Annotated in this window: 13 protein-coding genes; 5 read left to right on the forward strand and 8 right to left on the reverse strand. The window is 63.3% G+C overall.

The genetic code is table 11. The annotated features are described in order from the left end of the window. Window positions 1-15: 15 nt before the first annotated feature. The 7 genes from fliL to fliF all read right to left on the reverse strand — a co-directional run bounded on the left by fliL (window position 16) and on the right by fliF (window position 7,222). Window positions 16-492: a flagellar basal body-associated protein FliL gene (fliL, locus tag ACRWQA_RS08665; RefSeq protein WP_446326266.1), complete on the reverse strand. Its 477-nt coding sequence runs from the start codon at window positions 490-492 to the stop codon at window positions 16-18. Between the two features lie 111 nt (window positions 493-603). Beyond that, window positions 604-1,866 carry a flagellar hook-length control protein FliK gene (locus ACRWQA_RS08670; RefSeq protein WP_434231287.1) on the reverse strand — a complete coding sequence of 421 codons (1,263 nt, stop codon included), beginning with the start codon at window positions 1,864-1,866 and terminating at the stop codon, window positions 604-606. Between the two features lie 19 nt (window positions 1,867-1,885). Continuing rightward, window positions 1,886-2,341 (reverse strand): flagellar export protein FliJ, encoded by a 456-nt coding sequence (gene fliJ / locus ACRWQA_RS08675; protein ID WP_263580239.1) that lies wholly within the window; start codon window positions 2,339-2,341, stop codon window positions 1,886-1,888. Then, window positions 2,338-3,735, reverse strand: a complete 1,398-nt coding sequence (gene fliI / locus ACRWQA_RS08680) for a flagellar protein export ATPase FliI (RefSeq protein WP_434231290.1) — start codon at window positions 3,733-3,735, stop codon at window positions 2,338-2,340. Before fliI ends, fliJ begins: the two co-directional genes overlap by 4 nt. A 10-nt stretch (window positions 3,736-3,745) precedes the next feature. Next, window positions 3,746-4,489: a flagellar assembly protein FliH gene (locus ACRWQA_RS08685; RefSeq protein ID WP_434231293.1), complete on the reverse strand. Its 744-nt coding sequence runs from the start codon at window positions 4,487-4,489 to the stop codon at window positions 3,746-3,748. After that, window positions 4,482-5,486 (reverse strand): flagellar motor switch protein FliG, encoded by a 1,005-nt coding sequence (gene fliG, locus ACRWQA_RS08690; protein WP_434231295.1) that lies wholly within the window; start codon window positions 5,484-5,486, stop codon window positions 4,482-4,484. Before fliG ends, ACRWQA_RS08685 begins: the two co-directional genes overlap by 8 nt. Further along, window positions 5,483-7,222 carry a flagellar basal-body MS-ring/collar protein FliF gene (gene fliF, locus ACRWQA_RS08695; RefSeq protein WP_434231298.1) on the reverse strand — a complete coding sequence of 580 codons (1,740 nt, stop codon included), beginning with the start codon at window positions 7,220-7,222 and terminating at the stop codon, window positions 5,483-5,485. Before fliF ends, fliG begins: the two co-directional genes overlap by 4 nt. A 291-nt stretch (window positions 7,223-7,513) precedes the next feature. Between fliF and fliE the strand changes: the two genes are divergently transcribed. Next, window positions 7,514-7,843, forward strand: coding sequence for a flagellar hook-basal body complex protein FliE (gene fliE, locus ACRWQA_RS08700; protein WP_263580234.1), 330 nt, complete (start codon window positions 7,514-7,516; stop codon window positions 7,841-7,843). 143 nt (window positions 7,844-7,986) lie between these two features. On the opposite strand, the gene ACRWQA_RS08705 is transcribed toward fliE, so the two are convergent. After that, window positions 7,987-8,352: a flagellar protein FlaG gene (locus tag ACRWQA_RS08705; protein WP_434231301.1), complete on the reverse strand. Its 366-nt coding sequence runs from the start codon at window positions 8,350-8,352 to the stop codon at window positions 7,987-7,989. Between the two features lie 354 nt (window positions 8,353-8,706). Between ACRWQA_RS08705 and ACRWQA_RS08710 the strand changes: the two genes are divergently transcribed. The 4 genes from ACRWQA_RS08710 (at window position 8,707) to fliD (ending at window position 15,783) form a co-directional block, all read left to right on the forward strand. Then, window positions 8,707-11,229, forward strand: coding sequence for an EAL domain-containing protein (locus tag ACRWQA_RS08710; RefSeq protein WP_434231304.1), 2,523 nt, complete (start codon window positions 8,707-8,709; stop codon window positions 11,227-11,229). 131 nt (window positions 11,230-11,360) lie between these two features. Then, a complete protein-coding gene (locus ACRWQA_RS08715) occupies window positions 11,361-12,359 on the forward strand; it encodes an OmpA family protein (protein ID WP_434231307.1) in 999 nt (332 codons plus the stop codon). Window positions 12,360-12,457: 98 nt separating this feature from the next. Next, a complete protein-coding gene (locus ACRWQA_RS08720; protein WP_434231310.1) occupies window positions 12,458-14,281 on the forward strand; it encodes a methyl-accepting chemotaxis protein in 1,824 nt (607 codons plus the stop codon). A gap of 140 nt (window positions 14,282-14,421) precedes the next feature. Further along, window positions 14,422-15,783, forward strand: coding sequence for a flagellar filament capping protein FliD (gene fliD, locus ACRWQA_RS08725; protein WP_434231313.1), 1,362 nt, complete (start codon window positions 14,422-14,424; stop codon window positions 15,781-15,783). Window positions 15,784-15,890: the final 107 nt, after the last annotated feature.

Raw genomic sequence — 15,890 nt, forward strand, 5'->3', positions numbered from 1 at the left:
TGGCCAGGGCCCCGTTTATTGCACGATGAACTCGGTGAACAGCACGTCCTGGATCTCCAGGGACGGCTGGGGCTCGGTCAATGGCTCTGAAAGCATGGCGATGACTTCTTGGCTCAAGTGGCGCTTGCCATTCGGCGTAGTCAACTCGCTGGCCTGCTTACCTGAGAACAACATCAGCAGCCGGCTACGGACCTGTGGCATGTGCTCATTGAGAATCTCACGAGTCTCGTCGTTGCCTACCTTCAGCGAAATGCCGGCATAGAGCAGGCGCGAACCGAAATTGTCGTCGGCAAGATTGACCGTGAACGGGTCGATCTTGACGAAGATCGGCGCCTGTCGCTCTACTTGCTGGGTCTGGAGGTTACCCTCGTCGCCGCCGTTGCGATTGTTCATGACCATGTAGATGGCCGCTCCGGCAGCTGCCGTGGAGAGCAGTACCAGCAGTATCATCAGCCACAGGAGCTTGGAGGAGCCACCCGTCGATTTCGCCATTGCCTTGCCTTTATCAGTGTTGGTCTAGCCGTTGAGGAGAGTATGCCGAAGGCGCGCGGCCCCTGATGACAGGAACAAGCCGCGCGAAAGGGCTTATCTTGGCTTTTTGTCTCAAGCGTAGAGGTTCACGCGGCCATCCAGCGAAAGCGTGGAGGAGGAGGCTACGCCCGCGTCATCTCCCGCCTGGGGCAGTTCGTCATCGGCCAGTGCCTGCGCTCCCTGGCGACGCTGTCCGTCATTGCCGGCGAATTCCTGGGCGTCCTGCCGGCGCTGCTCTCCCACTGAGGTTTCGCCCAGGCTGATGCCCTGCTCGGCCAACGCCTCGCGAAGTTGCGGAATGGCTTGCTCGAGCACTTGACGTACCTGCGCATGGGCAGACAGGAACTGGGCCTGAGCCCCCTGTTCGGTCATCTTGAGGGTGACGGAAAGCGGGCCGAGTTCGGCTGGGTTCAAACGCATCTCGACCTGTTGTTCACCGCCTTGACGGGCGAACTGCACCAGCTGCTGGCCCAACTGGCCGGGCCAGGCCGGGCTCTGGAGTGGCGCGGCTAGACTGGCCTGGGCGAGCTGAGGCTGGGCCGGTGCGTTGGCCGGCGCTGCCGTACTGGCAGAGGGCGGTGCCATCGGTGCGGATTCCGGCACGAAGCTGCCACGCGGAGCGTCGGTTGACGCTCCTCTCAGCTCGCCACCGGTCTGTGGTGTGGAAACCCTGGCGAGGGCCGTCGTGAAATCCGTGGGGCGTGCGGTCGCGGTGGCGTCGTCACTGGCTTGCTGGGTGGCGGCCGTAGCCGACGCAGCCAATTGAGCCTTCAATGGGTTGCCAGGGACAGCCTGGTTAGGCACGGCGGGCATGTCGGGACGTGCGGCGCTTTCTCCCCCGACGCGCAGGCCGGAAATGGCAGCGCTCGGGCGCTGAGTCTCGGCTGCGGCGGTCGCCACCAGGGCGGCAGCCTGGGGCAGTTCGCTCAGCTCGACTGCCATTTCGTCAGCGGGTGGAGCCGGTTGCTGGCCGGGCAATGGCGGCAAGTCGGCCATGGCCGGCTCCTGATGGCTGCCTTCGATCAGCGCGAGCCGCGCCATGATCTCGCTCAACCCGGTGTCAGGTAGGGTAGGCCCGGCCTCGACATCGAGCCGCTGGCCGGCGTGGGCATTCAGTGCCTGAAGCAGTGCCTGCTGTGCCGCCATGGTCGGCGGCGGCAGGCCCTCGACCGAAGTGGCGCTGAAGGCGGCCGGGAACGTGGCGCTGCCGGCATGACCGGGAGCGTTCTGGGCGGCTTGGTTGAGCGCCAAGGCGAACTGGCCATCGCCAGCGCCGGGTTCCGGCTTGCCGGAGAGTGGCGTCGGCAGGGCGGACAGTATCATTTGGATATTCATGGTTATCTCCTTTGCCGAATCACGATGCGTATCCGGCATTCAGGCGCAATAGCCGTCCGGCTGCCATCTCGTCACTGGTACGTTGTTCGCGGCGCTCCTCCTGGCGCTGCCGCTCGACGTCCCGACGCGACACCAGGGTATCGTAGGCCGAGAGCCGCTTCTGTTCCTGTTGCCACTGCTGCTGGCTCTGCTGGACCCGCTGCTGCTGGGCATCGAGAGCCTGCCTGGCCCGCTGAAGCGCCATGTCCAGCGAAGCCAGGAACTGCTGGTAGTTGTGCATGCTGGCCGGGTCGATGCCTTCGCGCATGGCTTGCTGCAGGCGCTCGGCGTATTCGAGCCGATAACGGTTGAGCGACTCCAGTTGGGAGGCCACCTGACGTTCGCTCTGACGTTCTCCGGCCAGCAGTTGGCCCGCCTGATCGCGGGCATCGCGGGCCAGATCACTCAGCATGGCGAGTTGGGACGATGCACTCATTGTCTGACTCCTAGGGTTTCAGCCAGAACCTGTCGAGAAGCCTCTATCGAGGCGTTTTCATTCATGCCCTGTTGGAGAAAGTGCTCCAACTGCGGGTAGCGCTGAACGGCTTCGTCCAGCTGGGGATCGTGACCGGGGCTGTAGGCACCGACGCTGATCAGGTCTCGGTTGCGCTGATAGCGCGAGAAGAGTCGCTTGAACGCCTGGGTCATCGACAACTGCTGGTCGTCGATGATGTGCGTCATCACGCGGCTGATCGAAGCCTCGATGTCGATGGCCGGATAGTGGCCGGCCTCGGCCAGGTTGCGCGAGAGCACGATGTGGCCATCGAGAATGGCGCGTGCCGAGTCGGCGATCGGGTCCTGCTGGTCGTCGCCTTCGGTGAGTACGGTATAGAAGGCGGTGATCGAGCCACGGCCACGTTCGGCATTGCCGGCACGTTCCACCAGACTGGGAATCTTGGCGAATACCGAGGGTGGATAGCCCTTGGTTGCCGGAGGCTCGCCGATGGCGAGGGCGATCTCGCGCTGGGCCATGGCGTAGCGAGTCAGTGAATCCATGATCAGCAGTACGTTCTTGCCCTGGTCGCGATATTCTTCCGCCAATCGCGTGGCATAGGCGGCGCCCTGCAAGCGCTGCAGCGGAGAAGTATCGGCGGGAGCCGCTACCACCACGGCACGGCGACGCCCCTCGGGGCCGAGAATATTGTCGATGAAGTCCTGCACCTCACGGCCACGCTCGCCGATCAATCCCACCACGATGACGTCGGCCCCGGTATAGCGGGCCATCATGCCGAGCAGCACCGACTTACCTACGCCGGAGCCGGCGAACAGCCCCATGCGCTGCCCGCGACCGACGCTGAGCAGGGCGTTGATGGCGCGAATGCCAACGTCGATCTGTTCATTGATCGGGGCTCGCTTCAGCGGGTTGAGCGGCGGCGTGGAGAGCGGGGCGCGAGGGGCGTCGTCCAGCGGGCCGAGGCCATCCAGCGGTTCACCATTGCCGTCGACGACACGACCCAGCAGCGATTCGCCGAGCGGAAAGCGGCGGGCGGCATGATCCGGGCCATCGCCCAGCGGAAAAACGCGGGCGCCAGGCATCAGGCCGGCAATCTCCGTGAGCGGCATCAGTAGAAGGCGCTCGCCGTTGAAGCCGACAACTTCGGCCTCGGCGAAACGGGGCTGCTCGCTGCCGCCGGACGAGAGCAGCTCGATACGACAGGCGTTGCCCAGGGCAACGCGCAGACCGACGGCTTCGATGACCATGCCGGTGGCGCGAAGCACCCGTCCGCTGGCGCGATAGCCGGGCACCGTTTCCACGCGCGCGCGGACATGCTGCAGCGTCTGCTGCCAGCGTGCCTGATGCGTGTTGGTTGGTGTCGCAGCTTCGCTCATGTCCTGCCTCTTACTCATCGTTATCGTCGGCGGAGGTCGCCGAGCGCCGCCGCCTGACTTGCGCCTTGACGGCTTCCCAGCGGCTCTCCCAGGTGGCGTCGAGCTCGCCGTTGGCACTGGTGACACGGCAGCCGCCGCGGGTCAGTTGGGCGTCGGGCTGCAGCTTCCAGCCTGCCGCGACCAGTTCATTGCCCAGGTGCTCCTCGACCAGCTTCAGGTCCTGGGGGTTCAGCCACAGGCGTTGTTGGCCGACCAGCGGGGGGTCGGTGTGCAGCAGGGTCTTGATCAACTCCAGCACTTGCTTGGGGCGCGCCTTGAGCGCTTCGCCGGCCAGTTGATGAGCTGTCGCCATGGCCAGTTCGACCAGGTCGTTGGCGATCTCTTCGTCGAGCTGCTCAAGCGCGTCCGCGAACTGTTCAGCCAGTGGCTTGAGCGGTGTCACGACTTCATGAAGGCTTTGCTTGAGCTCACGCTGTGCTTCCTGGCGTCCTTCCTTCAAGCCTTGTGCATGGCCTTCGCTGCGCCCCGCTTCCAGGCCGGCCTGATAGCCTTCATCGCGCGCTTCCTGCATGACCTTGTCGCGCAACGCCTTCAGCTCGGCCTGGCGCTGGAAGGCGGCACGCCGCCTGGCCTGCTCGGCCGGGTCCAGCTCCTGGCCAGGGTGCTCGTCCGCACTCTCGGCGTGCAACTCGCCCATCTGCCAGCGCTGCCAGGGCGCATGACGTTCGGAAGAGGAGGGCGCCCGCTCAGACATAGGTGTCGTCCCCACCGCTCAGTACGATCTCGCCGGAATCCGCCAGGCGGCGTACCACCTGAAGAACGGATTTCTGCTCGGCTTCCACTTGGGAGACGCGAATCGGCCCACGCGCCTCCATGTCCTCGCGCAGGAGGTCGGCGGCACGCCGCGACATGTTGCGCAGGAATTTCTCCATGAGGGCTTCGGGGGCGCCCTTGAGCGCCACCACCAGCGAGTTGGTGTCGATCTCCTTGAGCACCAGCTGAATGCTGCGGTCGTCCAGGTCCATGAGGTTCTCGAACAGGAACATCTCGTCGATGATCTTCTGGGCGAGGTCTTCGCTGTGGGCGCGTACCGTTTCGATCGCGGTCTCTTCCAGCGAAGAGTTCATCAGGTTGAGGATCTCGGCCGCGGTCCTCACGCCGCCCATCTTGCTGCGCTTGAGGTTCTGGCCGTCGAGCATGCCGGAGAGCACCTCGGTGAGCTCCTGCAGGGCGGCCGGCTGGACGCCACTGAAGGTGGCGATGCGCAGGACCACGTCGTTGCGCAGCTTGTCGTCGAACAGCTCGAGCACGTCGGCGGCCTGATGACGCTCCAGGTGAACCAGGATGGTGGCGATGATCTGCGGATGTTCGTCGCGGATCAGCTCGGCCACCATGGAGGCTTCCATCAGGTTCAGCGAATCGATACCGCTGCTGGTGCCGGTGGACTCCAGGATGTCCTCGATCAGGCTGGTGGCACGTTCGCTGCCGAGCGCCTTGGTCAGCACCGAGCGGATGTGCTCGCTGGAGTTGAGGTTCAGCGCGATGAACTCCTCGGTCTCGCGATGGAACTCCATCATGACCTGCTGCATGTCCTCGTGGGAGACCTGGTCCATCTCCGCCATTTCCATGCTGAGCTGCTGAATCTCCTTGGGCGCGAGGTACTTGAATACCTCCGCGGCACTGTCCTCATCGAGAGCCAGCATCAGGATGGCGCTGCGGCGTACGCCGCTCATGGTCTTGGCACTGCTCATTCTTTATTCATCCAGCTGCGTACGATCATGGCGATCATGCGTGGATCCTCCTGGGCGAGCTCACGGAGTTCGGCCAGGTGGTCCTCATAGGCCGAGGAGCGGCGCTTGCGCTTCGGCTTCTGGTAGGGGCGCAGTTCGTCGTCGTCTTCCCGGGCCGTTTCGAGCTCGCCTTCGCTGGCTTCCGAATCGTCACCCACGCGAACCTGCAGGCCGGATCCCGGGGCAGTGGCCAGAACGGGTCTCTCGGTATGACGCTTGATCAGCGGACGCAGGATCAGCAGGTAGCCCAGCAGGATGCCCAGTGCCACCAGTAGGTAACGGCCGATGGTGAGCGCCAGAGCATGCACTTCGGGCGACTGCCACCATTCGAGTTCCTCGCTCTCCTCGACGATACGGCTGAACGGGCTGTTGACCACCTCGATGGCGTCGCCGCGGGCCTGGGAGAAGCCGATGGCCTGGCGCACCAGGCGCTCGATCTGGGCGATCTCGGCTTCGCTGAGTGCCACACGGTGCCACTCGCCTTCTTCGTTGCGCTCTTCCCGGTAGTCCACTACCACGGCGGCGCTCAGGCGAGTCACCTGGCCCTGGCGGTGCTGAATATGCTGAATGTTGCGGTCGACCTCATAGTTGATGACGTCGTCCTGGTTCAAGTTGTTCAGTGCCTGGAGGCCTTGCTGAGCCTCTTCGGTGAGCTCTCCATCCTCATCGGTGGGAAGTTCTTCGATGGGGGAGGGAGCGACGCCCGGCGGTGTGTTGCTCAGTGCACCGGGAATGCCCAGCGCCACGCCGTCGCCACCGTTATAGGAGAGGCTGGATTGACGGCTGCGCACCGCGGCTTCGTTGGGCGGCTGGTTGGGGCCATAGCGCTCGCTGGTTTCCTCGCGACGCGAGAAATCGATCTGGGCAGCAACCTGAGCACTGATGCTCTCACGGCCGAGGATCGGCGCCAGGATGTTCTCGATGCGTTGCTGGAAGGTGCGTTCCACTTCGGCGATGTAATCGAGCTGGGTCGCGTCGAGGCCACGGCCCTGGCTGTTCGGCGTCGACAACATGCGGCCGTTCTGGTCGACCACGGTGACGTTCTCGGCGGCGAGGTCCGGCACGCTGCTCGATACCATGTGAACGATGGCGCTCACTTGACCCTCGCCCATGACCCGGCCCGGCTCCAGGGTCACGATGATCGAAGCCTTGGCGGGTTCACGATCGCGTACGAAAACGGAAGAGCGGGCCATGGCCAGATGAACGCGGGCGCGTGAAACCGGCCCGAGGGATTCGATCGAGCGCGACAGCTCGCCCTCGAGGCCGCGCTGGAAGTTGACCTGCTCGGCAAACTGGCTGACACCGAAGGCCTGGCCGTCCATCAGTTCGAAGCCGACATTGCCACCGCGCGGCAGACCTTGCTCGGCAAGCTGCAGGCGCAGGCCGTGTACGGAGTCGCCCGGGACCAGCAGGGCGGTGCCGCCCTCGTTGAAGCGATAGGGAACGCCGCGGCTTTCGAGTTCGCTGATGATGCGTCCGCCGTCGGCTTCGGTGAGGTTGCTGTAAAGGACGCGATACTCGGGCTCACGTGCCCACATCAGCAGGGCCACCACGATGGCGATCATGGCGGCGCCGCCGATCAGAACGGCGAGCAGCGGGTTTCCGCGAAGCTGTTGCTGAAGTCGCTCCAGCAGCGCAGAGGAAGACACGCTGGCCGAGGAGTTCTGACGCTCCTGCGTCGTGGCACCGTTGCTCATGCGCCCCCCCGTAGGAGAACGCCATCGGCTGCTTTTAAGATGTTGCTGGAAGATGGCATCGACTGCATCCGTTCACCGCGTTCTGGCTGCCCCACAAGGGGCGCAACTGTGATGGAAGCTATTATGCGAGCCGCCTTCCAGTCCAAAGGCGGGAAAAGCCCCTTTTTTACCTGCCATTTGGCAGTTTGGTTATTTTTCGTAAGCTGTTAGCCTTGCTCTACATTCGCCGAGGGTCGGATTCAGCGGCCAAAGGCGGTAGCAGGCATTCAATGGCGAAAGAGGGCGCGGATCATGAGTTCACCGGCCATCCAATCGGCGCTGGCACAGATGCAGACCCTGGCGGCCCAGGCCGGCAGCCAGGTTGGCAAGGGGCAGCAGGTTTCCACTCAGGTGGGACAAGGCGGCTTTGCCGGCGAGCTGCAAGCGTCGATACAACGTATCAACCGCTTGCAGCAGGCGTCCGCCGCCAAGAGCATGGCGTTTCAGGCCGGCGATCCCAATGTCGAGCTAAACGACGTCATGGTCGACATGCAGAAAGCCAGCGTGGCATTCCAGATGGGGCTGCAGGTTCGTAACCGCCTGGTGACGGCCTACAAAGACGTCATGAATATGCAGGTCTAAAACACTGTACAAATGGCTGCGCGAGCGAATTGCTTCGTTGCGCGGTACGCGGAATCCTCACATATACCCCATATGCTCCGGTTCCTGTGCTCCGTGCGCCTCGCACTCCATCTCGCTCGCCGATTTGTTTCAGCGTTTTCGTATCACACCTTCAGACTGATCAAGTTCCCCTGCAGCTCTTCCAGCCGTTCGGCGATAGCCAGCACTTCCTCCGAAGGAATCTGGCGCAGTACATCGCCCGTTTCACGGTCAACGATGTGGGTAATGACCCGTGAGGTATCGTTGAGTTCGAACTCCACGCCGTACTGGCGAAGCACTTCATTGATGCGTTGAATGGGCTCGACCAGATCGGCTGGGCTGGGCGACTGGCCGTGGCTCGCGGCCTGGGCCAGCATGGTGCCGGCCGAAGGTAGCGTGGCGAGCACGGTTTCCTTGCGCTGGCGCGGTGTCAGGTCGTGCAGTGCCGACGTACTCAAGGCGTTGGTGGCATCGGTCAGTGGCGAAGACATGTCGTGTTTTCCTTATGTATGCCCTTGCTGAAGCTTTCTTCAAGCCTTCTTTCAGCATCCCCCCCAAGGCCGCCTGACAGGCAGCCTCTCCCATAAGCACTATCGGCCGTTCCGACGACAACTTTAGATCTTGGTGCATTTTTTTACGTTTCTATTGCGGAGCGTTGGTCTTTTTTTGTCTTCGTTGATGCAAAGTGGGGCCAAGTGGATAAAATGCAGTTACGGATTGGCTACATTCCGAATATTTCAGTTCCAACAGGCAGGGATGGTGGACAGGGCAGGGAAGCGTGCAGGTTGTTCTTGGGTGCGAGATTGACGAAGACTCAAGCGGCAATATCCAGCCAGCGAGGCGCCATGAGCCAAGAGTTACCTATCGAACGCATCATGCAGTCCGGGCTTCTGACCTGCGAACCCGAGACGCCGCTGTGGATGGCCGCCGAGCGAATGGCGGCACGCCAGTGCAGCTCGATAATCGTGGTCAAGGCAGGGCAGCCCCTGGGCATCTGGACGGAACGCGATGCGCTTTCGGTCAATTTCGCCGACCCCGATGCCGTTCGCCTGCCGATCTCCCAAGTCATGAACCAGCCGGTCGCGAGCCTGAATCGTTCGACCCCGGTCAGCGAAGCCGCGTTGCGCTTCAATGCCGAGCGGCGGCGTCATTTCCTCGTGGTGGATGACGGTGGGGCTCCGGTGGGCATTCTGTCGCAGACCGACGTTGCCCTGAACCAGGGGCTCGAGCCCTACTTGCGGTTGCGCGAAGTCCAGGCGGCCATGCGCCAGCGAGCGCTGGTGCTGGAGGGCGGGCAGCGTCTGGCCCAGGCGGCACGCTCGATGCGGCTCTCCGAGTGCGATGCAGTGGTGGTCAAGTGCGCGGACGGTGAGCTGGGCATTCTCACCGAGCGTGACCTGGTTCGGTTCGTGGCGCGCCACCCCGGGAACACGCCAATCGATTCCCTGGCCAGTCGCCCTCTGCTCACGGTGCACCAGAGCGATACCCTGATTGCCGCGCGGGACCTGCTGATGAACCATCGCGTGCGCCACCTGGCAGTGCTGGACGAGGCCGAGGAGGTGGTGGGGCTGCTGGGGTTTCGCGACTTGCTGGCCGGCGCCGAACACCTCTACATGCAGGATCTGCGCAATGCGCTGGAACAACGCGATCGTGCCCTCGCTAAATCGCGGGAGAATCTACAGCTGGCCGAGCGGGTAATCGATTCCTCCCTGGAAGGCATCATCATCACCGATGCCGGCAACCGTATCGAATTCGTCAATCGCGCCTTTACCCACATGACCGGCTACACCTCCGAAGAGGTGATCGGCAAGACCCCGGCATTCCTGGCTTCTGGGCGTCATGATGCCGCTTTCTATCGCCAGATGTGGGATGCCCTGCAGCGCAGCGGCTACTGGCGTGGCGAGATCTGGAACCGCCGCAAGAACGGCGAACTCTACCTCGAGCTTCTGACGATCACGGCAATCACCGACGACAGCGGTGCCGCTACCCATTACGCTGCGTTGTTCAGCGACATCACCCACTTGCGCGACAATGAAGAGCGTATTCGCAAGCTGGCCTACTACGACGCCCTCACCGGGCTGCCCAATCGCCGCCTGCTTGAAGACCGGCTGGAGCTGGCAATACGCCATGCCCATCGCAACCAGAGCCGGCTGGCGGTGATCTTCGTCGACCTGGACCACTTCAAGGAGGTCAACGATGCGCTGGGCCATGCTTTCGGTGATGAACTGCTGGTGATGATGGCCGAGAGGCTGCAGCTGCGCCTGCGTGAGGACGATACGCTAGCCAGGCTCGGGGGGGATGAATTCCTCGTGCTGCTTCCCGATCTGGAAGAGGTGGACGAAGTGGCCCGGGTGGCCCAGCGCCTGGTGGAAGCCGTGCGAGAGCCCTGCGTGATCGAGGGACAGGAGTTTCGCGTCGGCTGCAGCCTGGGCATCAGCCTCTACCCCGACGATGCTTCGACGGCGGAGTCGCTGGTGCACAGTGCCGATGCCGCGATGTATCGTGCCAAGCAGGAAGGGCGCAACGGCTACCGCCTCTACCGCAACGAGATGAACCTGCAGGATGACCGCCAGCGTGCGCTGGAATCCGCCCTGCGTGAGGCGTTCGTGTCGGGGGAAGGCCTGCAACTGCACTACCAGCCCATTTTCGAGCGGGTAAGCGGTAATCTGCATAGCGCCGAGGCACTCTTGCGCTGGCATCACCCCCTGCTCGGCACCGTGCCGCCGACCAGCGTCGTCACCTTGGCCGAGCGGGCAGCGCTGCTGCCACAGTTGGAAGAGTACATTCTCGAGCAGATCTGCACGCAACTGGCTGCTTGGAGTGCCCTGGGGGCCAGGCCGGTTCCCGTCAGCATCAATCTGTCAGCACGCCAGTTCTGGCAGCATGACCTGCCCGTGCGGGTGGCCACCAAGCTCAACGAGCACAAGCTGCAACCGGGCTTGGTGGGCTTCGAGATCGCCGAGCGTACCCTGCTGGAAAAGCCCCACCAGGCGGCCATTGTGCTCAAGCGATTACGGCGGCTTGGTGGAGAGGTCGCCATCAACGATTTCGGTACTGGCTATGCCTCGTTCGGTTATCTCCAGGAGCTGCCGATCAGCATGCTCAAGATCGACCGTCGTTTCGTGCAGCGCCTGGACAGCGGGCAGCGAGGCAGTGCGGCGATCGTGGCCGCAGTGGCCGGGCTGGCCCGCGAGATGGAGCTGTGCCTCGCCGCCGTCGGGGTCGAGACCGACAGCCAGCGCGAAGCCCTGGCACGGCATGGCGTCGAACTGATCCAGGGTTATCTCACCGGTCAGCCGGTACCGGCCGACCTCTTCGCCAAGCGCTATCTGGTCTCCCAAAGTGGGGTGACACCACAGGACGCCTGAAGTCAGCGGCCTGGCAGCAAGGAGATAGCCTCGACGGGCGCTTTTTACGGTTTCACCCGCCTCCATGACCCGTTAGGCTAGGCATCTTTCCGCGTCCATCATCCCATGCTCCCAGGTCAACTGCCGTTTCGATGAGCTCCCTCCATGCCAGCGGTGGCGATCATCGTGGTCCCATGCGCCACGAGTCGCTGATGCCGACCCACCACGATCACGACCAGGACAGCACCTGGATGATCGGCTACCTGGATATCATGACCCTGCTGGTGGCGCTGATGGTGCTCATCTTTACGCTTTCCAGCTTCGGGGAGCCTGACGACGAGGCAACTCCGCTCACCACGCACGTCCCCTTTGCGATACCGCTGCCCAGTGAAATGACCCAGGCGCTGCCTGAGCCGATCGTACCTCGTCCGGCTGGCGGCCAACTGAGCCAATCCGCCATCGCGGCGGCGCTGGGCGTGGCTGGGCTACCGCGGCCGGCACCAAGCGAAAGGGTGGCCTTTACGGCTCCGCCCGCTCCGTTGGCCCTGCTGGCGAAGCGTGAGCCATCGCCACTCGTGCTGCCGCGGCCGATGCTGATGGCAAACGGCACGCTGCCGATGTCCCCGGCCGATTTTGCACTGGTGCTGACCGATCGACCTCCGAACGGCGCCCAAGAAATCGACCCGCAAGCCATGGCCGCGACTGAAGCGCTGCAAGGGGCGATGAGGGATCGTCTTGACGATGCCCCTTATCTGGCCGATCTCGAGGGAGTGGAAGTTTCGCGGGTGGCCGAAGGCATCAAACTGCGCGTGGAGGATCGGCTGCTGTTCCCCACCGCGACGGCCGAGCTGACCGATGACGGCGAGGCTCTCGTACAACGCCTGATGGAAGTGATTCAGCGCCACGACGGAGAGGTCGCCGTGGAGGGGCATACCGACAGTCGGTCGATTCAGACCGAAGAGTTCCCCTCCAACTGGGTGCTCTCCAGCGCCAGGGCGATCGCCATCGTTCATGCCCTGGAGCGGTCGGGCGTCGAATCGCAGCGCCTGCGCGCGGTGGGCCTGGCTGACACTCGCCCCTTGGCGAGCAACGAGACGGGAGAAGGGCGTGCCCAGAATCGTCGCGTCGAGGTGATCATTCACGCGCGTTGAAATCCGCCTAAAGTCTAGCTTCTCGCAGCCGATATGCGGATAGCTCCGGCGCATGGACGTGTCCGGCACCGCATCCCGTTACAAGCGAGACCTTATTCATGCTTACCTCTCTGCGACTGCGCCTGCTGTTGGCCACGGCTGCCGTCATTGCCGTGTCGTTGCTCGTCAATGCCGCTATCAATTACTTCACTCTCCAGCGCCATAACGACCAGCAGGTGGCGCGCAACCTGGCGGCTGAAGCCCAGGGTAATGGGCTTGCAATCAGCGAGTGGATCGAGGCCCGTGCTGGCATGCTGGAAGCCCTTGCGCCGGCTGCACGGAGCGAAGACCCTCTTGACGCACTGCTGCAGCTCGAAGCCTCGGGCGGCTTCATGTCCACCTACCTGGCGAACCCGGCGGATGGACGTGGGATCTTCTCCGATGGCTGGAATCCGCCGGCCGACTATGATCCGCGCCAGCGCCCATGGTATCTCCAGGCCGTCGAGGCTGGTGATACCATCATTACCCAGCCCTATGTAGATGCCAGTACCGGCGGTTTGATCGTCACCATCGCCACGCCCTTCCAAGACGATGGTCGACTGGTTGCGGTTGGCGGTGGGGACATTGCCATCGACACTATCGTGGCCAACGTGGGCGCCATCGCGCCAACACCGGAAAGCTTCGCCTTTCTCGTCACTGCCGACGGCACGTTGGTGGCGCATCCCGATCCTGAGATGACACTGGAACCGGCGTCGCGACTGTCCGCAGCCTTCGATGCCGGTTATTTCTCCTCTCCGATCGGCATCGAACAGCCCGTGCGACTTGCCCTTGAGGGGCGCAACAAGTGGCTGCGTAGCGTGCCCATCCAGGGTACCGACTGGCAACTGGTCGTGGCATTGGACGAGCGCGAAGCCACGGCCGGCCTGCGCGCCGCATTGGGAACCTCTTTGGTCACCCTGGTGCTGGTGGTGCTGGGTGCCGCTCTGGTGCTTGGCACACTACTCAAGCTGATGTTTCGACGGCTGGAGGCGGTACGCGATGCCATGGCTGACATTGCCAGTGGCGATGGCGATCTCACGCGGCGCTTGTCCGAGAACGGCCGCGATGAAGTGGCCCAGATCGCAGGCGCCTTCAACCAGTTCGTATCGCGCATCGAGAACGTCATGCTGACCATTCGAGACGCCAGTGAATCGGTCACCGTGGCGGCTGGCGAAATTGCCACCGGTGGCCAGGATCTCTCCCGGCGTACCGAGAACGCCGCATCGAGCCTGCAGCAGAGTTCGGCCTCGATCGAAGAGATCACCAGTACCGTCGAGCACACTGCGGATTCGGCCCGCCATGCCAGCGAGCTGTCGCAGTCTGCATCCGAGGTGGCGACCCGTGGTGGCGAAGTGGTGGGTCAGGTCGTGACTACCATGGAAGAGATCACTGCCTCCTCCGAGCGCATCGGCAATATCGTCAAGGTGATGGACGGCATCGCCTTTCAGACCAACCTGCTGGCGCTCAATGCCTCGGTTGAAGCGGCCCGGGCCGGCGAGCAGGGCAGAGGCTTCGCCGTGGTGGCGGGCGAGGTGCGCCAACTGGCAACGCGTAGCGCCGAGGCATCGCGAGAGATTCGTGGCCTGATCGATGCCTCGGGACAGAAGGTCGCTTCGGGTACCGAGCTGGTTCGTCGCGCGGGCTCCACGATGGAGGAACTGGTGGCGGGCGTGAACCGGGTGGCCAAGGTGCTGGGTGAGATCAGCGTGGCGGCGGGCGAGCAGAGCGACGGGATTGGCCAGGTCAATGTGGCGGTGGCCGAACTCGACCGCATGACCCAGCAGAACGCAGCGCTGGTGGAAGAATCTACCGTCGCTGCCGAGCAGCTCAAGGATCAGGCCGATCGCCTGGCCGAGGCCGTGGGGGGCTTCAAGCTCAGCGAGCGCCGGTTGGCCCACGCCTGAATGTGACGCAAGCTAGACTGACCGCAGGGAAGCGGCCTTTCGCCCTCAGCTGTTTTTTTTCCCGAAGCCTAAAGTTATTTGCTCGCCGGCCGAGGTAATAGAAATCAGGAGGCAAATACACCGACACAAGGCAGTTCCTCATGGCCAGTATTTCATCGCTTGGCATCGGCTCCGGGCTCGACCTCAATGGTTTGCTCGACCAGCTCAACGAGGCGGAGCGCGGCAAGCTCGAGCCCATCGAACGGGAGATCGAGACCCAGCAGGTCAAGATCTCCGCCTACGGCGAACTGAAGGGTGCGCTTTCCGCCTTCCAAGACGCCACCAATGCGCTCAACGATGCCGCGCTCTACCAGAGCCTTTCTACCTCCGTGAGCGGCGATTCCGTTCAAGCCGCCGCAGGTAGCGATGCCGCCATCGGGCAGTACGCCATCGACGTGGAGCAGCTGGCGGCCGCCGGCAGCCTCGCCACACAGCGGGTGGATAGCCTCGACACCGTGCTCAACGATGCCGATACCACGCTCAATCTCACCTTCGAAGATGCTGCCCTCGACCATGGTGTTGCCATTGCCGCCAACAGCACCCTCGAAGACGTGCGTGACGCCATCAACGCCGATCCTGATGCAGCCGTTACAGCATCGATCGTGAACGATGGTGAAGGCTACCGGCTAGCCTTGATGTCGAAGGAGACCGGAGAGCAGGCGGCCATCACGGGCACCGATTTCGCTGCGATGGCCAGCCAGGCCACTCTGTCGGATGCAGATATCGTTCAGCCTGGGCTGGATGCGAAGCTGGAGGTCAACGGCATACCCATCGTCAGCGCCTCCAACCAGGTGGAGGGTGCCATCCAGGGCGTCACTTTGAACCTCAATGACACTGGCAGCAGCACCGTAGCCGTGGAGCAGAATACCCGGGCGGTGCGCGAGGCCGTGACCGGCTTCGTCGAGGCCTTCAATACGCTTAAAGGCACCATTGGCGAGCTGACCGCCTTCAGTAGCGAGGGAGGTGAGGTCGGCGACCTGCTCGGAGACAGTGCCGTGCGCAATGTCGAAGGGCGCCTGCGCGGGGTGCTGGCGGGCGGTGTGTCGATGGAGGAGAGCGGCTTTGCCATGCTCAGCGATATCGGTATCTCGCTCAAGCTTGATGGCACGCTGGAGATCGACGAGCAGCGTCTCGATGAGGTCGTCGCCAATGACCAGGATGCGCTGAGCGCTTTCTTTGCTAGCGATAGCTCAGCGGGCGGCCTGGCCGGACAGCTCAGCGCGACCGTTACCCAACTGAGCGGCAGCAGCGGTGCCCTGGGTGGCGCCATCAGCGGTGCCGAGAGCCGTATCGAAAGCCTCAACGACCGCCATGCACGGATGGAACAGAGCATCGAGGCCACCATCTCCCGCTATCGTACCCAGTTCGGCCAGCTCGACGGCATGATCGCCCAGATGAACCAGACCAGCGATTATCTCTTTCAGCAGTTCGAGATGATGAACGCCCAGCTCGGGCGGGATTGATCTAGTCGTGGGTATGCTTAAGAGCGCCGCCAGGCATCGCCTGGCGGCGCTTCTCTTTGTTTGGATCCTGATGCCAACGCTTTGTGCTGACCGCCTGTGCGGCCACT

The sequence above is a fragment of the Billgrantia sp. C5P2 genome (assembly GCF_051062895.2).